16 protein-coding genes are annotated in these 22,117 nt (G+C 49.7%); 9 read left to right on the top strand and 7 right to left on the bottom strand.

What is annotated here, in order from left to right; translation table 11 throughout:
- Positions 1 to 326: 326 nt before the first annotated feature.
- Complete coding sequence (locus tag D328_RS0111850) at positions 327 to 1,451, bottom strand: glycosyltransferase (protein WP_018885229.1); 1,125 nt, start codon at positions 1,449 to 1,451, stop codon at positions 327 to 329.
- Positions 1,452 to 1,801: 350 nt separating this feature from the next.
- Here D328_RS0111850 and D328_RS0111845 point away from each other — a divergent pair, with 350 nt between their 5' ends.
- The 5 genes from D328_RS0111845 to sstT all read left to right on the top strand — a co-directional run bounded on the left by D328_RS0111845 (position 1,802) and on the right by sstT (position 10,294).
- Positions 1,802 to 5,191, top strand: a complete 3,390-nt coding sequence (locus D328_RS0111845; RefSeq protein ID WP_018885228.1) for a DEAD/DEAH box helicase — start codon at positions 1,802 to 1,804, stop codon at positions 5,189 to 5,191.
- 110 nt (positions 5,192 to 5,301) lie between these two features.
- On the top strand, positions 5,302 to 5,997 hold the full coding sequence (locus tag D328_RS0111840) for a hypothetical protein (RefSeq protein ID WP_018885227.1): 696 nt from the start codon (positions 5,302 to 5,304) through the stop codon (positions 5,995 to 5,997).
- Positions 5,960 to 6,514 carry an SLOG family protein gene (locus D328_RS0111835; protein WP_018885226.1) on the top strand — a complete coding sequence of 185 codons (555 nt, stop codon included), beginning with the start codon at positions 5,960 to 5,962 and terminating at the stop codon, positions 6,512 to 6,514. The genes D328_RS0111840 and D328_RS0111835 overlap by 38 nt, the downstream gene beginning before the upstream one ends.
- A 334-nt stretch (positions 6,515 to 6,848) precedes the next feature.
- A complete protein-coding gene (locus D328_RS0111830) occupies positions 6,849 to 8,744 on the top strand; it encodes a rhamnogalacturonan lyase family protein (protein ID WP_018885225.1) in 1,896 nt (631 codons plus the stop codon).
- 320 nt (positions 8,745 to 9,064) lie between these two features.
- Positions 9,065 to 10,294, top strand: coding sequence for a serine/threonine transporter SstT (sstT, locus tag D328_RS0111825; protein ID WP_018885224.1), 1,230 nt, complete (start codon positions 9,065 to 9,067; stop codon positions 10,292 to 10,294).
- A 363-nt stretch (positions 10,295 to 10,657) separates the two neighbouring features.
- On the opposite strand, the gene D328_RS0111815 is transcribed toward sstT, so the two are convergent.
- From D328_RS0111815 to D328_RS0111795, 5 genes are all read right to left on the bottom strand, one after another.
- Positions 10,658 to 11,446 (bottom strand): formate/nitrite transporter family protein, encoded by a 789-nt coding sequence (locus tag D328_RS0111815; RefSeq protein ID WP_018885222.1) that lies wholly within the window; start codon positions 11,444 to 11,446, stop codon positions 10,658 to 10,660.
- A gap of 330 nt (positions 11,447 to 11,776) precedes the next feature.
- Positions 11,777 to 12,556, bottom strand: coding sequence for a Cof-type HAD-IIB family hydrolase (locus D328_RS0111810; protein ID WP_018885221.1), 780 nt, complete (start codon positions 12,554 to 12,556; stop codon positions 11,777 to 11,779).
- Positions 12,557 to 12,778: 222 nt separating this feature from the next.
- The gene (locus tag D328_RS0111805; RefSeq protein ID WP_154659042.1) at positions 12,779 to 13,153 is read right to left on the bottom strand and encodes a NucA/NucB deoxyribonuclease domain-containing protein; all 375 of its coding nucleotides are present in this window, start codon (positions 13,151 to 13,153) and stop codon (positions 12,779 to 12,781) included.
- A 360-nt stretch (positions 13,154 to 13,513) separates the two neighbouring features.
- A complete protein-coding gene (locus D328_RS0111800; RefSeq protein WP_018885219.1) occupies positions 13,514 to 16,135 on the bottom strand; it encodes a TPM domain-containing protein in 2,622 nt (873 codons plus the stop codon).
- Positions 16,136 to 16,362: 227 nt separating this feature from the next.
- The gene (locus tag D328_RS0111795; protein ID WP_154659034.1) at positions 16,363 to 17,016 is read right to left on the bottom strand and encodes a hypothetical protein; all 654 of its coding nucleotides are present in this window, start codon (positions 17,014 to 17,016) and stop codon (positions 16,363 to 16,365) included.
- 271 nt (positions 17,017 to 17,287) lie between these two features.
- Here D328_RS0111795 and D328_RS0111790 point away from each other — a divergent pair, with 271 nt between their 5' ends.
- From D328_RS0111790 to D328_RS28960, 3 genes are all read left to right on the top strand, one after another.
- Complete coding sequence (locus D328_RS0111790; protein WP_018885217.1) at positions 17,288 to 18,142, top strand: DUF1266 domain-containing protein; 855 nt, start codon at positions 17,288 to 17,290, stop codon at positions 18,140 to 18,142.
- Between the two features lie 146 nt (positions 18,143 to 18,288).
- Positions 18,289 to 19,170: a GNAT family N-acetyltransferase gene (locus tag D328_RS0111785; RefSeq protein WP_018885216.1), complete on the top strand. Its 882-nt coding sequence runs from the start codon at positions 18,289 to 18,291 to the stop codon at positions 19,168 to 19,170.
- Positions 19,171 to 19,506: 336 nt separating this feature from the next.
- Positions 19,507 to 19,884 (top strand): hypothetical protein, encoded by a 378-nt coding sequence (locus tag D328_RS28960; RefSeq protein ID WP_018885215.1) that lies wholly within the window; start codon positions 19,507 to 19,509, stop codon positions 19,882 to 19,884.
- 161 nt (positions 19,885 to 20,045) lie between these two features.
- Here the strand turns inward: D328_RS28960 and D328_RS0111775 are convergent, their stop codons facing one another.
- Entirely contained in the window at positions 20,046 to 20,903 is an 858-nt protein-coding gene (locus D328_RS0111775; RefSeq protein ID WP_018885214.1) for a helix-turn-helix domain-containing protein, read from the bottom strand.
- Positions 20,904 to 21,074: 171 nt separating this feature from the next.
- Between D328_RS0111775 and D328_RS0111770 the strand changes: the two genes are divergently transcribed.
- Positions 21,075 to 22,097 (top strand): pectinesterase family protein, encoded by a 1,023-nt coding sequence (locus tag D328_RS0111770; protein ID WP_018885213.1) that lies wholly within the window; start codon positions 21,075 to 21,077, stop codon positions 22,095 to 22,097.
- The last annotated feature ends 20 nt before the right edge of the window (positions 22,098 to 22,117 follow it).

Genomic DNA, 22,117 nt, shown 5'->3' with positions numbered 1-22,117 from the left:
GGAGCTAACACAGCGGGTGCACTTCTTACTCTTATACTAGGAGTTGTTGATTTACCTTTACCGAATAACCAGGTTGTCTTATATTAGCCGCTGTTCCGTCATGGAATAGCGGCTTTTTTTCTAATACCTAAGCTCTATATTCACTAAATACATACATCCGATACGAGGCTGGAAGAGGGGCTTTGCTGCGACTAGCAGCATGTACAAATCCATTGCTGCTAAATCCTACATAAATCTAGAAAGAAATAAGTAAAACAGGCCGGTCAAAGTGATTCCTGACTGGCCTGTTGCACGAACACGAGTTGCTTATTTGCTTATTACGCACGTCATGCCTTCAATAGCTCGTTAAGCCGTATTAAGGCATCTGAAGCTGGGGTGTAAGTATAAGATAAGCTAAGTGACTGATAATAGGCGTGAAGCGCCTGCTCTAGCTGGCCCTCCTGCTCGTAGCATTGACCTTTGTAATACCAGGCATGAAAGCTGCCTGAGCCACGGAGAGTCAGGTGCGCGAGATTACCTTCGCCCATCTCCAGACAGTGGTCAAAGGCTTCATGAGCCTGTTCGTACCAGCCTTTTAAATAAAGAATAATACCCTTGTACAGATGCAGGTCTACATAGTCAGGATACATTTCAATGGCTTTCTCAATGCCAGGCCATGCGCCCTCTGCGCTTCCTGTAGAGATTAGAACCGAATACTTGAGCTTGTATAGCAGTGATGGTGGAGCTACGCCTTGTTCCAGAAAACCTTTGATCGAACGATTCACATAAGCAAAGGCTGACTCGTATTCCTGAAGATGAGCATATTCACTGGCAAGATGATATTCAATCCATGGGCTGTGGCCTTCTTTACCGAGCTCTTTCAGGAGAAGATTCAGGTTGCGTTCAGATTTCTTTTTATTGGCAATAACGGATTCAGTATACCCTTCATGATGGATTCGCACGGGCAGTAGCTTGATGGCTGTAGGAAGCTCCTCAGGAGACAAGGCTTCAGTAATGTTCAAGGTCTCGTGAATGGTAGCCCGGAATTTGAATCCCTTTCCATTGCGAAATAAGCGCGTCTGAGCAATATGAAACGCATCATCCGCATTGCGTGTATCGTTAACGTAATTAATCAGATGCACAGAGAGCACATGATCTTCCTCTTCTCGCAGCAGCTCCTTGACGTAGGCCGCGTCGTACGTATCCAATGCTTCGTCTGCATCCAGCCACAGAATCCAATCTCCAGTGGCATGGGGCAATCCATGGTTACGAGCAGCGGAGAAGTCATCATGCCATTCATAATGAAGTACAGTAGCTCCATATTGCTCACAGATTGCAACGGTCTGATCACTGGAACCAGTGTCCACAATGATCATCTCATCGACGACTCCCTGAACGCTTTCAAGACAGCGTGCCAGGCAAGCTTCCTCATCCTTGACAATCATGCAGAGTGTTAGCCGAGGATCTTCCATATTGTCTCACCCATCTCCTTCATACCTGTAAAATATAATGCCCTGTTGGTCGATCTCACCGCAGATTAGTGGCATGATGCCCCAATAAGCAGATAAATCCCACTCCTATAAATGTATTTCCTCCATGGAGTAAGTATGCTTCTGAATACAGACCCTGTGTTGGCAGGCTGCACCCCTATAGCCTTGGAGCGGATGGCGCATGAGTGTCCATAGTGTGAATAGGGATTTATGCCAGTAGGCTATCTGGCAGTGTATTCACTGCTGGCATGCGGCTTTCTGGTATGATAGAGTATAGAGCGAAATTATCCAGTACGGTGATGTACGAAGGAGAACAGGGAGGATTACGAGCAATGAGCTTTCCATTGACGATTCGTGTCATTAAGCTACTCTGCGGCAGAGAAACCTGCAATGAAGGGGAAGCTCTGCTGCAGGACGATAAAGTCCTCCTCACCAGCTACAATCCTGAGGTAAATGTATACAAGGCTATGGTACGAGACGGGATCGGATATGAAGTATACGTGGAAATTGACCAAGATGGTGATGTGAAGGCGGATTGTGACTGTCCAAGCCATGCTACATCTGATTATTTTTGCGCACATATTGCTGCAGTACTGCTACACATTCACGAGCTTCGTCATGATGGAGGAGCGGCAGCAAACAGCACGGGGTCAGAGGGGTATGCATCATCTGGTACAAGGACCTCTGGAGGTACGTCTACCACAGGCTGGACTGGGCGAGCAGGTGAGATGCAGGTGCGTCATGGCACGGTGGGCACTCAGCGTCAAGGACGCCAGGGATTGGTGTCCAGTCAGACACGACTGGCTAATGGTGTGCTGGGGCTATTCTCTGAACGCCCCCCACGCCCCACAGCGGCTGCACCTTATTTGGAGCATCGCACGCTGGTCGAGATGGAGTTCCTGTTAAGGCCATTTCCTACCGGGAGTCGCACCTACATGCTTGCGCTGGAGCTGAAGCTGGGGACACAGAGGATGTATATCGTGCAGAAGCTGCGGGCTTTTCTGGAAGCGATTGAGCATCGACAGCCCTTTCCCTTCTCCAAGAGCTACACCTATGATCCAGCAGTGAATTGCTTCCGTACCGAGGACGATGATATCCTGCAGCAGTTGGTAGCCATTTACCATCATGAGCTCTGGTATAAGCAGACCTCACAGGGGAGTGGACATCAGGGACGAAGCATTAGCGGTGAGCGCATGCTGCTCATTCCCCCTTCCTTCTGGAAGACGCTTCGTCCGCTACTGAGCCGTTCATCTGCGGTACGTCTAGAGCAAGACGGGACACTGTATTCAGGGGTTCACGTGGTGGAGGGTGCTGAACTGCTGGAGTTCCGTTTTGATCAGGCACAGGGCCAGGTGGAGGAATATGCGCTCCAAATCGAGCGGTTGGATGACATCCTGCTGCTAGAGCCTTACGGAGCGGCCTTGTATGAGGGGAAAATGATCCCTCTCTCGCCAGACTCCTGCCGTCGTCTGTCCGAGTTGAAGCAGCTGCTGGATACTTCCCGCCAACGAGAGATTCGGATTCAGCCAGAGCAGATGGAATCCTTCATGGAGAAGGTGATTCCTGGTCTTCGTAAGCTGGGCAGTGTCACAGTGGCGCCTGCGGTAGCGGATCAGATTGTAAGGCATCCACTCCGAGCGAAGCTGTACCTAGACCGGATCAGACAACGTTTGCTGGCGAGTCTCGAATTCACCTATGGGGACATTGTCCTGAATCCGTTAGAGGAGTCATCTACCGGCCATGGTGGGCGTGGGTATATCCTGATGCGGGATGGAGAGCAGGAGCAGCAGATTATATCCTTAATGGAGCATAGCGCTTTTGCGAGAACGGACAGCGGCTACTTCATGGAGGATGAGGCAGCGGAATATGACTTCCTGTATCATACAGTCCCTCAGTTGGAGCAGCTGCTGGACATCTATGCGACCTCGGCAGTCAAGGAACGGCTGTATCAAGGCCCTGCCCCTATAAGAATTACGGTTGATGTCGATGAACGAACGGATTGGCTGGAGCTTCGCTTTCAAGTGGATCGCATGGATGAAGCGGCTATTCGTGAGCTACTGCAATCGCTAGAGCTGAAGCGCAAGTACTATCGGCTTCCCGAGGGAGCGCTTATGCCGCTGGATACCGAGGAATTCAGGGAAATTGTACGTCTGATGAACGAAGCCGGGGTGACTCATACCCAACTGGAGGGGGGAAGCATTCGCGTTCCGGTGGCCCGGGCTTTTCAATTGACAGAGCTATTAGAGCGCGGAACGGTTGTTCAGTCTGGACAGGCCCTGCGTCAATTCATGGAGGATATGGGGCACCCAGAGATGTTGAGGGCTGCATTGCCTGAGAGAATGGAGAGCGTGCTCCGTGAATATCAGAAGTATGGATTCCAGTGGATGAAGACACTCGCGCGCTACCGCTTCGGTGGCATACTGGCCGACGACATGGGGCTTGGCAAGACGCTGCAGAGTATTGCTTATATCGTCTCCAGTCTGCCGGAGATTCGGGAACGGAGGCAGCCAGCGCTTGTGCTTGCCCCCGCTTCCCTGATCTATAACTGGGCCAATGAGCTACGGAAGTTCGCACCAGAGCTACGGGCGATGATTATTGATGGTGAACGTTCTGAACGCACAGGATCACTGGAGACGTGGTCCGAGCAGGATGTGGTTATTACTTCGTATCCGTTGCTTCGTAAGGACAAAGAGCTATATGGGGGAATGGTCTTCCATACGATGATTCTGGATGAAGCGCAGGCAATCAAGAACCATACATCGCAGACGGCGCAGGCAGTCAGAGGGATTGTGGCCAGACAAAAGTTCGCTTTGACAGGCACACCAATTGAGAATGCTTTGGAGGAGCTGTGGTCCATCTTTCATGTGGTATTTCCAGACCTGCTCCAGAGCAAGCAGGACTTCCAGGCGTTAAGCCGAGAGCAGGTTGCTAAGCGAATAAGACCCTTCGTGCTGAGGCGACTGAAGAGGGATGTGCTTACAGAACTGCCGGAGAAAATGGAGTATCTTCAGGTGTCGGAACTCCTTCCTGAGCAGAAGCGGCTGTACGCTGCCTTCCTCGCGAAGCTTCGTCAGGATACGTTGAAGCATCTGGATGACAATACGATTCACAAGCATCGCATCCGTATATTGGCCGGACTGACCAGGCTCCGACAGATCTGCTGTCATCCAGCCTTGTGCGTGGAAGGCTACACAGGTAGCTCCGCCAAGCTGGAGCAGCTGCTTGAGATCGTGGAGGAATGCCGCAGCTCGGGACGCAGGATGCTGATCTTCTCGCAATTTACCCAGATGCTGGACCTGATACGTCGTGAATTCACGCAGCTTGGTGTGCAATACTTCTACCTGGATGGTCAGACTCCGCCCAAAGAAAGAGTAGAGCTATGTGCCGAGTTCAACGAGGGAAGCAGGGACGCATTCCTCATCTCGCTTAAGGCGGGTGGTACCGGACTGAATCTGACGGGTGCCGATACGGTCATTCTCTTTGATCTGTGGTGGAATCCTGCGGTAGAGCAGCAAGCGATGGACCGGGCCCATCGGATGGGACAGAAGAATGCTGTCCAGGTCATCCGGTTAGTGACTCAGCATACGGTCGAGGATAAGATGGTGGAGCTGCAGCAGCGAAAGAAGAATTTGGTAGAAGAAGTGCTACACTCTGGTGAGACGGATGAATCCTTCTGGACAGAGGAGGAGCTTAGAGAAATTCTCATGCTTCAGCCATCATAATCGTTCCCGGACGGGCATATGCTCTTGGTGAAACGGGAGCTGACAGGCTGTGCACGGGTAAGTGGTACACGCGGGGAAGCTCATCCAAGGGAAGGGAGATGAACTGCCTGATGCGTAAGCATGCACCTGTACCCCCGGAGCCGCTGAGCGGAATGCTGCTGGTCTTGTCCGAGCTGGCTGAGCAGGTATATGCACGACGGGAGAGTATCGGAAGACAAGAGTACATTTTGTTCGGCTACCGGCTGGCAACGATTCTAGAGGTATTGGACGGCTTGCATTCTGCCTGTGTCCGAGTGGGGCTTGGCACTACAGGAGAGAGCACACCTGCATCGCAGGTCGTGGAGCATCTTGTGTATCCAGAACGTGATGCGCTTAGCTATGGGAGCATGGCCTGGATGCATCCTGACGACGCACTTCAGCGGCTCGAATGGCTTATGAAGCAGTGGCCGTTCCCATCATTGACCTACCGGGTGAAGCTGCTGACGACGCTGCACAAGCTGTCTCCGTACTATAAGCATATGCGACGTAGATCGCTCCCTGAGACGGTGACAACCCATCTAAGAGAGGGTACCCCTGCCCCACCTCTACTGCTCCTGCCTACAGATGCTCCCGGTTGTCCTGCCGCTAGGCCACGGAGATCGAGAGGATCAAAAGGATCAGGGGAAATGCCCGGGTCTGAGCTCAGAAGTCGACGCAGCGCAAGATCAGCACAGAGATATCGTGCAGCCCATACAGAGGTTGTGTTAAAGGTTGGTGACAGGCATTACTATGAAAAATCTGCTCGTAACCGGGTATCGCGCCCATGAATTGAATATTTTCAATCAGCAGCATGAGGGCATTGCCTATATCCAGAAGGCGATCACGGGCAAGCTTATTCCGCTCATCGAAGAGGGGCTGGAATGGGTGATTACCCCTGGCCAATATGGAGTGGATCTGTGGGCATGTGAGGCGGTGCTAGCGCTCAGAGAGGAATACCCACACGTGAAGTGTTCTATTCTGGCTGCGCATCAGCCTACAGATGAGAAGTGGAAGGAAGAGCGCAAGGAGTACTACCAGCGTCTTGTGGAGCAAGTTGACTATTATGGGCTGGTCAGTAATCAGCCGTATCAGGGAATCTGGCAATACAAGGCCAGAGATGAGCTGCTTCTGCGAAAAACGGACGGAATTCTGCTTATTTATGATGAGGACGCCGGCCCCGCCAGCCCCCGGTTCATGAAGGAGGCTGCGTTGAAAAAGCAGGAGAAGGATGGCTATGTATATATGAGCATCAGTGCAGAGGATATCCAATCCATTGCCGATGATGATAGACGATATGAAGACTGATTATAGTGTACAATACCCGCAGCCGATCTTCCTAATGGGAGAGGCTGTTTTTTTTAGATGATAGCATGTATAAGTCATTAGGACATGCTTTCGGTTAGTATTTTCAGTGCATATTTTCTGTAGCTATTTTCGGATCATGAGAGGGAGTACTTAGTTAGTGAGAGGAGAAATCTGATTTGTGAAGTGTTTGACCGGATTTTTGAACAAAAAGCAAAGGTGGCTCGTCTTCCCAAAAATGTAAGCGTTATCATATAATGAGTATGTAAATTTGTTCCAATCTAAGCTACCCAAGTCGAACAGGCACAGCAAATCCAAATCGGTAAGGAGGAGCATTATGGGAACATGGAGACGAACATGTCGTAACGTAGCCCTCGCTGCTATTGGCAGTATGGTGCTTGCTGGGATGTATTCTGGTGGAGAATCAAGTATGGCTGCTGCGGCACCTAGACAGATGGAGCAGCTTGACCGAGGTGCCATCGCTGTACCAGTAGAGGGTGGAATGCTGGTAAGCTGGCGAATGCTGGGCACGGAGCCTGCCCATGTCAGTTATGATGTCTACCGGGATAGCCTCAAGATCAATGAGGCACCGATTACGGCATCGACCAACTTTTTGGACACATCGGGTACGACCTCTTCTGAGTACACCATCAAGGCAATTCTTAACGGCGAGCCACAAGCAGAATCATCCCCAGCGATGGTATGGAACGATACCTACATGGATGTGCCCATCCAGCAGCCAGCAGGAGGAACGACGCCCGATGGTGTAGTCTATACCTATAATGCCAATGACGCGAGTGTGGGGGATCTGGATGGAGACGGGAAATATGAGATTGTGCTGAAGTGGGACCCTTCCAACTCGAAGGATAATTCGCAATCAGGCCACACCGGACCTGTCTATCTGGATGCCTATCAATTGGATGGAACCTTGAAATGGAGAATTAATCTGGGACGCAATATTCGTGCCGGTGCGCATTACACTCAATTTCTGGTCTACGATTTTGATGGGGATGGACGGGCAGAGATTGTCAGCAAGACCGGAGATGGCACGATTGATGGAGTCGGTCAGGTCATTGGGAATGCCACGGCGGATTATCGCAATTCTGCAGGTTATGTGTTAAGTGGACCAGAGTATTTGACCGTGTTCGACGGGGATACAGGACAAGCCTTGACTACAATAGACTACGAGCCGCCAAGAGGCAGTGTATCCTCATGGGGAGATAACTATGGTAACCGCGTGGACCGGTTCTTGGCAGGTGTAGCTTATCTGGATGGAACTCGCCCCAGTATCGTCATGGCACGAGGATATTATACGCGTTCTGTCCTAGTCGCCTACGATTGGCGTGATGGAGAGCTCACACGAAGATGGATATTTGACAGCAATGCTCCGGCGAATGCGGGGACCGCAGGACAGGGCAATCACAGTCTGAGCGTAGCCGATGTGGATAACGACGGCAGGGATGAGATCATCTATGGCTCCATGGTCGTGGACGACGATGGTACCCTCCTGGTGAATACCAAAATGGGACACGGGGACGCCCTTCATGTTGGCGATCTGAACCCGGATCGTCCAGGCCTAGAGGTCTTCAAGGTGAATGAGGATCGAAACGGCAAATATGGAGCAGCCATGTACGATCCGCAGACGGGTGAGATTCTGTGGGGAGTGCACACCGGGGTGGATACCGGACGCGGCATGTCCGCAGACATCGACCCTCGCTATAAGGGAGCGGAGCAGTGGGCATCGGGAAATGTAGGCTTGCGCACCGCTACAGGAGAGCTGATTAGCAGCACATCCCCTTCGTCCAGGAACTTTGGCATTTGGTGGGATGGAGATCTGCTGCGTGAGCTGCTGGACCATACCCGATCTAGCAACAACGAGACAGGCGTCGGCAAGATTGAGAAATGGGACTATATCAATGAGTCGCCAGTGCTGCTGCTGAACGCGGATGGAACGTTATCTAATAATGGCACCAAGGGTACACCAGCTCTGCAGGCGGATCTCTTTGGCGACTGGCGAGAGGAAGTTATCTGGCGAACAGCGGATAATTCGGCCCTGCGAATCTACTCTACACCGTATGAGACGGAGCATCGTTTTTACACGCTTATGCATGATCCCGTCTATCGACTAAGTATAGCCTGGCAAAATGTAGCCTATAATCAGCCTCCACATACAGGCTTTTATCTGGGTGAGGGCATGGAGTCGCCTCCACAGCCAGCCATTTATACACCTTAGAGTTCAGGGATTATGCTGACACCTTATGGTTAAACTTAGACAGAATGTAATGAGCCAAAAAGTTACTCATGAGATTGGAGTACAAATCATTAAAGGAGACAAGCGAATATTCGCCTGTCTCCTTTAATTATGCGAACTGAAAGAAATTACGTTTGATAATCAGGAGCAGGCTAAGGCGTTGGGGAAGCGGAATTTAGAATACGAGTATAAAAATTTCCCATTTTCACAAAGAAGGTAGTTTCTATGATAAACTAACGCTATGCCACATTACAGTGTCGAGGTGTTGGTTGGCATTTCTATTTTGAGTCCGGAGGAATAAGATGAGAACGGCATTATTGAAGTGGAACCGAATAAGTCTTATCAAACGTATTTTACTGGGAATTATCGTGGGGATTGTCTTGGCCCTGGTTGCTCCAGGTGCAACTGGTATTGTGTTATTGGGCTCCTTATTTGTGTCAGCATTAAAGGCGGTTGCCCCGGTATTAGTGCTACTTTTGGTGATGGCTGCTATAACCAACCATAAAAAGGGCAGACAGACCAATATGAAAAGGATTATTGTTCTTTACGTTCTAAGTACCTTTCTGGCTGGGCTGTTATCGGTCGCGGCAAGTTTTATATTTCCGGTTAGATTGACGCTGGTATCGGGCACACAAGATATGACTCCGCCTGAGGGCATAGTCGAGGTTCTAAAAGGCTTGTTGTTTCAGTTTGTTGATAATCCAGTAAGTGCTCTAATGAACGCCAACTATATCGGTATTCTTGCATGGGCGATCCTACTTGGTGTTGCTCTAAAAGGCTCCAGCGATAACACTAAAAGCCTGATCACTCAATTTTCGGATGCCGTATCAAAAATCGTCAAGTGGGTTATCCAGTTCGCGCCGTTCGGGATTATGGGCCTTATTTTTGACTCTATTACAACGAGTGGACTTTCGTCTTTGCTCGATTACGGCAAATTACTCTCCGTTCTAATTGGATGTATGTTATTTACGGCATTGGTGGTCAATCCTTTAATCGTGTATCTGAATATTCGTCAAAATCCGTATCCGCTCGTGTTTCAGTGCCTAAAAGAAAGTGGGATTACGGCATTCTTTACACGAAGCTCTGCGGCGAACATTCCAGTCAATATGAGATTATGCGAGAAATTAGGACTGGACAAAGATACGTATTCGGTATCTATTCCATTAGGCGCAACCATTAATATGGCGGGAGCAGCCGTTACAATATCTGTCTTAACCCTGGCGGCGGTTCATACGTTGGGTATTCAGGTGGATTTTGGTACAGCACTGATTCTAAGTATCTTAGCCGCTATATCCGCTACGGGCGCCTCGGGCGTAGCCGGCGGGTCTCTTCTGCTTATTCCTTTGGCATGCAACTTGTTCGGCATTTCGAATGATATCGCGATGCAAGTCGTTGGGGTTGGCTTTATCATTGGAGTATTGCAAGATTCTTTTGAGACGTCACTGAATTCATCCTCGGATGTCCTCTTTACCGCTACGGCAGAATACGCCAAGAAGCGTAAAGAAGGAAAGACAACGGCGGTTCAGCTCTAGAATTATAGCCCTTTGTTATATCCCCTCTGATGATTGAACAAGGCATAGTGTAATGGGCTAAAAAGTTACCCGTCAGATTGGAATAGAAATAATTAAAGGAGGCAGGCGGTTATCCGCTTGTCTCCTTTAATTATTTCTAGTATTAAGACGAGCCTGAACGCATGTATTTCTATAAAAAAGAATCGAATCACAATGCTCAGTATACTTTCATCCCAGCAATACGTAATAGGCAGCTCGATTATAAGCATGTAGAAAATGAGTACAATCAAGCTGCGCTTCTTACCATGACACAAAAGTCCGGAGGCGTGAATCGCTCTCCGGACTTTTGTTAGTTATGTTGCTTGTTGCTCTGAGATCAGTGGCTCAATGCTCTGCTTCGTCCAGAAATGGGCGATTCACGGTGTAATACATGACACCCATCAGGAGCACTCCGCCAACGAGATTGCCGAGCGTGACGGGAACGAGGTTGTGAATAACTCCCTCGATGGAGATCGTGCCCGGATGGTTCAGCACCAGAGCAATAGCGAATGTACACATATTCGCGATGCTGTGTTCATAGCCAGAGATGAAGAAGCAGAAGACGAACAGCATCATGGCGAACATCTTGGCGCCATTCTCCTTCATGAACATCGGAATGAAGAAGGCCAGGCAGACGAGCCAGTTACACAGGATGGCACGGAAGAATAGCTGCATCGTCGGTGCCTCCATCTTATGCTCAACGACGCTGAGCAGGAAGCCATTCACGTTGGCAGGCTCGAACAGTCCTGTCAGCAGAATCAGCAGGGCGAACACCCCGGCACCGAGCAAATTACCGACATAGCTGGTAATCCATAGCTTAATGACCTCCAGCCAGCGTAGCTTCTTGCGAAGGGCTGCATACGTGTAATAAAAGGTATTGCCTGTGAACAGGTCTCCTCCCCCGTAAGCGATGAGGATAATGGCAGCACCGAACGTAATGGCGGCCATGGGGTAGGTAAAGGGAGACTGCTCCATATAGAAGAAATTCCCTGTCTTGAAAGCGACGATTACCCCGAAGCCGATGAACATGCTGGCAAGCATCGAGCGTGACAGATAACGAATTTTGCTTTGCTTGAAAATCTTGTACTTCTTTAAGGCTAGTTGTTCCACGTTGCGTAATCCTTCAGTTTCCATGCTGTTACCTCCAGATAATGTGCTGTAAGCAAGTGTCCCCGCGGCTGAAGTGCCAGCGGAATTGGGTTACTCGGGCATTGTCTGCGCTGAATAGAGGCGCATGTAACTGGTCTGGCAGTATACTGCTTATTGTAAGTAGTTTCCTTAAAAAATCAACTATTCATGGATGAAATCATATGTATCAGTTAGAACCATGAATCCATGAAGATAAACCACCATTTACAAGCAGAACGAATCATAGGGTAGTCATATATGCCAAAAGCCTGTCCCCTTACTCAAGGAATAAGGAGAACAGGCTTTAAGGCAGCATCTCATTCGAGATATCCTTCTCTACAGCAGCCCCATCATTTGCAGGCCGTGCCGAATTCCATCCTCGTCCACTGACGTAGTCACGAACTTGGCAGCAGCCTTCGCTTCTGGCATAGCATTGCCCATAGCGATGCTATTCGGAATCATTTGTAGCATCTCAAGATCATTCAGCGCGTCGCCGAAGGCATACTGATGTTCAGGAGCGATGCCGAGCTTAGCGATCATTTTGGCAATGCCGGCTGCCTTGGAGCCTCCTGCGGGGATAACGTCCATTGAGTTCGGATGCCAGCGGATGAACTGGAACGCATCACATACGCTCTCGTATAGCACTTCTTCATGTGCCTGACACATCAACAGTGCTTGATAAATGTCACGGCCTTGATGATAGAGCGGATCATGACCGGGGCTTAGCTTGAGCTTCAGTGTCTTCATGCTGGTCTCTACGAAATCATCATTCGGGACCGTAGTCTTCATATCATCACTGCTAAGATAGACCATCGCATGATTGTGCTGCAGCGCCATTTCGGTCAGTGTTTGTAGCCTTACTGGATTCAATGGATGTGTATGAATGACCTCACCACGCAGCACAACATATTGACCATTGAAGCTGACATAGGAGTCGATGTCCAGTTCTTCACGTAGCTCCTCGAACATAAAGGGTGCTCGCCCAGTGGCGATGGCCACCTCATGCCCTCGTTGCTTCAGCTCCAGCACCGCGGCTTTCGCTGAGGCCGGAAGATTCTTGTTATGATCCAGCAATGTTCCGTCGATATCGAAAAATATGATTTTTTGTTCAGACATAACCCATTCCCTGCTTTCCGTTGTAAAGTGAGCACGTTGTATGTATTCCTGCCCTTATCCCTTTGCTCCAGACCTTTAAAGGAAGCTCATAGATCTACACAGTTCTATTTAAGCTCATATTGGTCCATATAAGTTCATATAGGTCCATGTACAGGAGCGCAGCAGACATCTCTACTAGTATAACAGATGGTGTCCAATCTTCCTTCTGAACGGAGTTGTACCTTATTTCACGATGAATTGCACTCGGGTTCCATCGGGATATTCCTCTAACTGATTGCCTACCCAGGCTCCTGCTCCGCGATTATCCTTGGGAGCTATGTATTCAATATGAGCGCCCTTGCCTCCCTCAGAGCACATGGCCATCGGCCATTCATCCCGGTCGTAGCCTTTCTTGGTGGGAACGCCAGCTAGTGATTCTGCACGATTCTGTTCAGCCATCTCCCGATTAATAGTGCATACAGGTGAGGCTCCGGAAGCAATGGCGTCCTGAATATGCTGTCCGGTCTCCGGGTATTTGTCCGCCGGGAATTCCAGCATGACATCGGCCTCCAATGGGGAGCTTACGGACGGCTCAGGATCAGGGAATTGCACATACATTTTCTCGTAGAAGTACAGTCCAACAGCAATCAAAATAACAAGGGGCAGGTGAAGACGAGTTCTTCTTTTTTTGTTCATTGTAGTGTCCTCCGGGCAAATATGCCGAGTGTGTACCAGCGAGCTCTTACGAGACGGAATGGCTGCTGCGGCATGATTGTTCGGCAAATACCGACAAATATTACATTACAGTAACATATATCGGTCTTGGAGGTCGAAAGTTGAAGTTATATGTCGATGAAGACTTGAGATCACTCTGATGAAAAGTCAAGGGCCCGCCTGCATAACAGTTGAACGGCTTCACCTTCTGGAGTGAAGTCATGGTTCGACGTATGCTGCGGACCCTGGCCTATATCTATGCAGCTACCAGTTAGACCCACCTGAGGAGTGACCACCCCGGTTGGAGGAATCGCTGCTATCAGATGAGTAGCTGCTACTTGAGGAGCTTGATGATGAATCCACATAGGAATTGGAACTACTCCAGCTACTACTGGACTGATTATGATGATGGTGATTGTTATGATGATTATGATGCTGTCTACGAAGCTCGGCTTCCCTTTGCTGACGGGCTAATTTGGCTTGCCTTTCAGCATTTCTTGCCCGCTGCCAACGGCTATATTCCTGATTCATCTGACTAATCAGAGGTTGGAGTGCTGACATGCGAGACATAGCGTGCTCGAAGTCTGCTTTCTCCAGCAGCGCCAACGTATCGTGTCGAATGATCTGATACTGCTGTAGATAATAGCCTGACAGCCCAGCTGTTCTGGATGCACGGTTATGAATATCATTGAAATGGCGAGTCAGCTGATTCCAACGCTGCATGGCCTCTTTCTTCTCTTTTACCTTGTTATGAATCTCGCTGCGCAGCTGGTGAACCTGATCGACCAACGGCCTGAGCACCTGCTCGATCTGATCAAGGTCTATGATCTCTTGCTGAAGCATTGCTGTGACGGATTGGTAATGCTCTTCTATGAACTGGATGTTATGCTTCCATCGGACTACAGGAAGCTCCTTCGCAATGATTTTACGAGCAATCTGATATTCCTTCCAGGCATCCTTATAGTATGATTTGGCCTTTTGGTGCCGCTGCTCCAGTTCTTTAATGAGCTGAGCCGCCTGCCCCAACAGGGTACGTGCGGAGTCGAGTGCCTTCAGCTGTTCATCTAATATGGCCCGAGCCTCATCAAGCTGCTGTCTGTGCGGCTCTGTCAATTGCTCAGCCTCGGCTACCTTCTCAGGTAGCTGCTCTATCTTCATGATGGCCTGCTCCAGCTGATTGCAGGTCTCCGCCCAATGATGCTCAGCGTATTGTTTCTGAATGAGGTAGAACTGGTTATTCATGCTTTGTAGCTTGGAGGCCAGCTGGGGTTGCTCAGCAAGCAGCTTGGGCATGTCCGCCTTGTTCTTGCGCTGATACTCAACCTGCCGCTCAGCTGTAGAAGAGGCACGCTCCTTCAGTTCATCCATTCTTTGTGTCAGGCTCAATACATCTTCCATATGGCCATGCTCCAGGGAAGCATACATATGCTCGTTCAGAGCCAGCGCCTGCTCAAGATCCTCATATGGATTCAAGCGGGTAATGGCTGCCTCCAGCTGCTGAAGCAGGGTCAGCTGCTCGATCTCCAGCCGTACCGCCTGTATCTCTCCCGGAAAGCGTTGATGCTTGGCAACATAATCGGGCACGATCGTGAGATGCTGCCGGAGTGATGCGAGAAGCTCTTGAGCTCCCTCAGATTGCTCATAGGCCTTAAGCGGGTCATGAGTCTTGAGGCGTCCGGTGTCCTGAATGGATTCGTTCAGGCTGTTGTAGCGTTCCACGAGCTGTGTCAACGGTAACTGATGAGCTGCGAGAAGCTCGGCTAGTATATGCTTCTGCTCATCGAGCTCTTCGACCAATTGAACCATACGCTCGTGCATCAGCCGGTCCGTCTCTTGAAGCTGCCGGACCTCACCGCTCAATTGCTGGATTCGCTCCTGATGATCGTTCAGGATGAGATGAAGCGCCTTGCGCTGCTCCAGCAGAAGTCTGAACTTGTACATGGGGATCGGGCGCCCCTCGGCCTGCTGTCTGTCACTGAGCGTGTGTACCTCGCTGTGTAATCCATCCTTCAGACGCTGAACGACGGCCAGAGTATGTCCCTGCGATGAATCATAGGAGTCGAGAATGGACAGCTGTTGATTGGCCTCGGCGATTAGTGAGGGAATCCGCTTGCGTACTCGCTCCCATCGGAAATTACAATAGAGAATGTAGAGCAGCAGAGCCAACAGGGCCAGGAACACCAGCATGAGTGCAAGGTAGATCAGCTGCTCTGTCGGGAAATTCCAGAACAACTGGCCACCATCCCCGTTAGCTAAGGCGGACAGGAAGCCAGGCTCACCAGCCCCTGAGGCTGCACCCGAGCCGGGCTGCTTCTCCCCGGCTGAACTACTGCCAGCTGAGCCTGCCACATCGGTGGCACCTGTATCTTTGGCGGCATTCTTTTGCTCAGCAGGATACAGGCGATTTAGCTCAGTCATTGTCTGTGTTACTCCCTTAGCGAATTGATTGGCTTTGGCTGAGGGAATAAAATGCTTATTCAGAAAGGCCGTCAAGCTGGAAGGCTGTGAGCTGCTGATCCAGCCCTTCTTCTTCGCAAGCTGGTCCAGCTCCCTCCGGAGCTCATCATTGTGAAAATTCAGCTCGATCCGGCGGTCTTTCTTGGACATGAGTAGAATGACATCATTGCTATCCAACCTCCAGGCTTTATAGATTCTGGTGGCATATGCCGCGGGGTCCTCGCCAGCCAGAGAATCAAAGGTAATAATTCGGAATTGAAGAGGTCCTTTTTTCGCCTCTTTGGCTAATAGCTCGACCTCTTGCTTCGTGAAAAAGCCTCCCCGGTCCGTCACAGCCCCCCAGCTCTCGGGAACCTGCTTCGCCATGGCAGGCGTGGCCGCCGTGAACAGCAGCAAGAACATCATTACAAAAAGCACATACTTTTTCATTCATTTCCTCCATTAAGCCAGTTGCCTTTATGCCTGGTTCATTTCGATATAATGTTTGAGTAAAGCTAAGCAATAGGTCCATTATACACTTTATTCCAAAAAAGCTAATGCAGGAAATGTGCGCATAGTAACGGATGTTTAGGCTGACAGGATAGCCCTGTGCGTCAAGATTTAGTTCATGTATCAACATATAGTCAAGCATCAATGTTTAGTTCATGCGTCAACATCTAGTCAATGGAGACGATCTGCCACTGTCCCTTGGTATTTTGCTCCATATATAGATTGTTGCTGAACTCACGAATGCCCAGCAATTCATCATTGGCAATGCCGTCGATCGGAACGATTCTTCGCTGGTGCTCTTGAATCACGGTGCCGACCTGCACGAAGCGATACCGATCAGGCTGCTCCAATAATGCTGCGAAGCTTCCGTAATCCTGATCTTTATACCGTGGAAATAACTGTTCAAAGGTAGCTTTGTCACCTGTGGCTACGGCCTCGGTGAATTGTTGGAGCACGCTCAGCATGTCTTGGTCCATAAGCGGATCTTGAATGCTATCCCAGTCAATGTGAACTCCAGCCTCGAAGGCTTCGGGATTCAGCTCAGCAGGGTCCGAGCCAGACTGTGCAGGCGCTTTGCCAGGCTGTCCGGAAGGCTCCGATTGTAGTGGAGTTTGCTGTTCGGTATCACTACCTTCTGGTGTCCCTGAATCTGCGGGCTCCTGCGGAGTTACATCTGGAGCTGGATTCGGCTGATGATCAGGTGAAGGCTGCTCTGTTCTGGAGCAAGCGGTTAGCAGCAGGATCATCAACACACAGATCAATCCAATAAATATCCTTAGATGGGGTCTACCTGTCCATAACACGGTACGCAATCGTTTCATGACACAGTCACCTCTTTCATGGAATTATAACCCTAAGGCGTGTAGCAAATAGTACCCGATTCCACAGCTTCATAACCCTATCCGTACTCCCAATTCTTATTCAACTGGCGATGACGATGCTCTAAACTATACTCTCAAAATATACATGCATAAGTATACATAATTATGAAATAGAGTTAGATACAGGTCCTAATTATCCTCTGCCATCTTCACTGCCCGCTCCAAGTAGCCGATGAACATCTTCGGTTAACTATACGGATTGGAGTGGAAAATGGTGCAACGAAAATACCTATGGCTCAGAATGGTGACAGTACTGGCAATTATTACCTTGTTGATTAGTGGCTGTGCATCGGCTCAGACGAGCGATACGAATGTGGCTCAAGGACCGTCTCAAGAAGACAGCCCGAACAGCGGCGGTGATGCTAAAGATGGAGTTAAGAAGGATACAAATTCAGATACAGTGAGGTTCATTAACGCCACCTATGCGCTCATCACGACAAGCAATGATATGGATACATCCATATACGGAGGGTTGAAGCGCTCTTTCCTGAACAATATGAGCATGGAGGTGGCTCTGAAGGACAGCTGGAATATTACCGATACCGCCAGTGCGGAATCCACCATTGAGTGGCTGATGACAGAAGGACACAACAAGGAGTTCATGGACCTTTTGCAAGAATATCAAGGCAGTAGGGAGGAAGTGATGAAGTTCCGGCAAGAGCTGAAGGCGAAGGGGAGTCTGACGTCTGATGAGACACAGTTACTTGAGCTGTACGACATGCTGGAAGAGGTGAATACAGATAATCCCGAGCAGGGAATTCTGGCGTGGGACTTGTGCCGGGCCACCCAGATCGCCAGCTGGTCTTATGTTGCTGGGTTCCTGAGCTACGAACGGTCGATGGAAATCAGCATTGAGGCCAGCGCTCGTCTGCAGGAGCAGTTCGTTTCTTGGGATCAGCTTGTGCATAACTATTTGCTGGGCTATCAGTATTGGTCTGGTGAGAGTCCCGAGGATGCAAAATCGGAATTAGTCTATCGCAAGCAGATCTATACGAGGCTGAAGGTCGACCCGTCGGGTCCTTATCAGGTGGATTGGAATACGGCGCTTCAGGAGAAGGATGCGTAACCTACGGTGAATCTTCTCATGGATGCTAAGAGACTGCTGATTCGTAGTCAGGCTACTCATTGTGAATATCTAGGTGATTTGTGCTAACATCATATTTAAATAAAGCAGACCGTCGGGGCCATCTTGAAAATGAAGGAGGATGTAATGTGAGAATTGAGTGTCTGAACACATGCAGTACATCTGAGATGGTTGAGCTATGGAATGCAGCTTTTCAGGACTATATTGTACCTGTAACGATGAGTGAGCAGGCCTTTACAGAGCGAATGCGGGTATTACAGCTCACACCAGCTGCTTCCTTCGTGGCTATGGAGGAGGGGCGCTTCGTCGGCATTTGTCTTCAAGCCATCTCAGCAGACGGTCAATCTGCATGGTGCGGAGGACTTGCCGTGCTACCAGCTTACCGGGGGAAAGGGATAGCTCGTAGCCTGATGGAGGCTGCCATTCATTATTGTCGGGTACAGGATGTTCGCTCGATGTATCTGGAGGTACTGGCAGATAATCCTGGTGCTATAGCGCTGTATGAGCGTCTCGGCTACCACAGGCTGACGGAGCTGCATTATTTTCAAGGCGAGCTCGCCTCTGGTCAGCGTCGTGAACCGAGTAAATGGAGCCAGACTGAGCTAACTGACAGGCTGGAGCACACGACTCCACCAAGACAACGGCTACTGTCTATAGCGGTGCAGGATGAAGCTGAAGAGGGAGTCTGGAAGACTGAGGATGAGCGAATTCCGTGGCAGGCAAGACGAGAGCAGACACCGGATCGTGAGCTGCTGATTCTGCTGGAGTCCAATGAACCCATCGGTACAATAAGCTTGAAGCATTCCAGTGGGGGAGTTGCTGTCCATCAGCTACAGCTTCAACGTCCAGCGGATGAACTGTTGCTCAGGTCGTTGCTGGCGCTCCTTGGAGAGCGATACGGTGACACCGCATTAAGCTGGAATCATGAGTATGTACAGCCAGAGCTACTGGAACGTATCGGGCTACAGCATAGGTTCAAGCAGTACCATTTTAAGTACGAGCTACACTAATCCCTAGCTCCAATCTGATTTCATGTCGAATGATCGGGAGAGTGTAGTGGCTAGGGCACAGTGGTTCTACATTCACAATTGATCTGGTCAAGTTACTAGCGATTTCACCATCATGACCATCATGTCCATCATGAATAGGAGTGAGGCCAAGATTATGAACAGCAAGAAGTGGATATGGATATTCCTCTCGGGGGTGTTGGTTTATTTTCTGGTCACCATTATATTAAGCCAAATGTAAGGCAGGTAGCTAAAGGGCGCAGAGCATTGAGTCTGAACGTGTCGCATACACATCTGAAAGAGGGTTCCTGTACAGTCAACTTGTGAAGGAGGATGACGATGAGTAATTTTCTGAACAAAATGAAGACGGGCATGAATCAGGTCAAGGATAAGGCTAACCAGACGGTAGAAACGACGAGGCTAAGCACGCAGATCACATTAAAACGTAAGGACCGAACACACCAATTCGCCAAGCTGGGAGAACTGGTCTATCAGGCTTATGTGACGGGAGGGGCCAATGCTCCGCTGGAGAAGGTGGCCGCCTATACACAGACGGTTCAGAAGCTGGATCGGGAGATTGAAGCCCTGGAATGGCAGCTGGCGCGGCTAAAGGGTGAACGCATATGCGTATGTGGCAAGGTCGTAGCGAGGGAATCCAGATACTGCAATCACTGTGGTCAGCCATTATCGATCTTGAAGGACCCACCACAAGGATAACAATTTAAAGAAAGAACCGCATGATCCACGTGGAATTCTTATTGACTCTCATAGCATTTATTAAAATGAACAAGAAAATAGAGCTATAATAACTGAGCAAGCTCAATCCCGACGTGTATGTCCGGGAAGAGCTTGTTCTTTTTTTGTCCAGTCTTATTGAACTACATCGAAGTCAGCCTGCGATATTGACCTGGTGTGTGTCCCGTGCATTTCTTGAACACCACGTTAAAGTTGGGCGCATTGGCGAACCCCGCTCGCTCCCCAATCGCCTGAATAGGAATATCGGTATCCCTCAGCATATTCTGGGCCTCACGAATGCGAATGTTTTGCAGATACTCTCGAAAGGGTACGCCGGTAATCTGCTTGAAGCTTCTGCTCAGATGAGATGGGCTGATGTAAAAGGATTGGGCTAGATGGTTAAGGCTGTGGGGCTGGTCGTAATGCATGGTTATGTAGTCGGCGATTTCCAGAATTTTATCTCGCAGCGGATGCCCTTCAGGCTCCATGACAGGGGGATGCTGCTTGCGCAGCTCCAGTCGGTGAATTCGAATGAGCAGCTCCAGCAGAAGCGCACGAACCAGCTCCGTATTACCGGGCTCGTGGACCTTGGCTTCATGCAGCATATTGCCGAGCAAGTGCTCGACCGCAGTCTGTTCATTCATATCGAAGCGGACGACGGGCCGCGATTTTTGCTGGTATAGACGCTCGAAGGAAGCACGCACCAGCTCAGCATCCACAAAATGCTGGGAGAAATTGATCAAAATGCGCTCACAGTGAACGGGTGCGAAGCTGAAGGTCTGGTGCATTTGCTCGGGAGGAATGAAGACCAGGTCTCCTTTGTTGACCTCTATGGTGGTGCCTTGGATGGTATAGGTTTTTGCGCCGCTCAGCACGTAGAAAATCTCGTAAAAGGTATGTGCATGCGGATTCTTCATATTGGAATAAGCCTCGCTCATCTTGTACTGAATGAAGAAGCTGTCCTCTGCGAGCGCGAACTTGATCTCTGGTAATTTTGCCACGGGTGATCCCCTCCTAAGAATGGATTGGAAAATGCGCAACAACAATAAAATGATAGCGCATACAAAGCATGAAATCAAAACTTTTCTATCCATCACCGTACTATAATTGTTATTGTCTGGAATGTGAAAAAATTGAAAATATGCCTTGTAAAAGGGAAGGAGATGTGTAAAATGACGAATTTGGGATTTAGGCAAACCACACGCAGCTTCAAGGTTCTTCTGGCAAGCACTCTGTTGGTTACGGGGCTGACAGGCTTCGCTCCCTCCATGCAGGCCGAGCAGTCTGTCAGTGAGCTGGTAAGCACTACGGCGGCGGCACCTACGATCGTGGTTGACAAGAATGGAGGAGGCCAATTTACCAGTGTTCAGGCTGCAGTCAATTCCATTCCTGATGGTAACGGCTCGGAGCGAATTATCTACGTGAAACCTGGGGTCTATGAAGAGAAGATATTCATTCCAACCTCCAAGACGAACATTACCCTGATCGGGGAAAATGCCAACAATACCATTCTGACCTATAATGACACGGCCAGCACAGCGGGCAGTACAACGAATAGTGCGAGCACGTCTGTACGGGCCAATAATTTTCAGGCCAAAAATATTACCTTCCAGAATACAGCCGGACGCAATGCAGGTCAAGCCGTCGCCCTCTATGTCTCTGGTGATCGTTCCCGCTTCGAGAACATCCGCGTACTCGGCTTCCAGGATACGCTCTATTCCAATGGGGGACGGCAATATTACAAGAATAGCTATATTGAAGGGACCGTAGATTTTATCTTCGGACGGGCCACAGCGGTGTTCGATAATTGCGAGATTCGCAGTCTTGGAAACGGATACATTACGGCTGCCTCCACAGAGCCGACCTCTGAGTATGGCTATGTAATTATGAACAGTCGTATCACGCGCTCTGGCACAGGCGACCATTCTGTCCACCTTGGCCGTCCATGGCGTCCATATAGTGCGGTTATCTTCATGAACAATTGGATGGATAAGCATATTCGTCCTGAGGGCTGGCATAACTGGGGCAACGCCGCCAATGAAGCCACTGCACGCTACGCTGAATTCAATAACTCGGGTCCCGGCTGGAATGATCGTAACCGTGTAGGCTGGTCGGATATACTTACGTCTGCACAAGCCTCTGCGATCACCATCCAATCTGTGCTGGGCGGAAGCGATGGCTGGGACCCTAGATAAATGTCATCTAGTCGATATGC

Source organism: Paenibacillus massiliensis 2301065 = DSM 16942, from assembly GCF_000377505.1.
In the GTDB taxonomy this organism is placed as follows: domain Bacteria; phylum Bacillota; class Bacilli; order Paenibacillales; family Paenibacillaceae; genus Paenibacillus; species Paenibacillus massiliensis.
The sequence above is the reverse complement of the archived record's forward strand: the minus strand, read 5'-3'. Positions and strand labels throughout refer to the sequence as shown.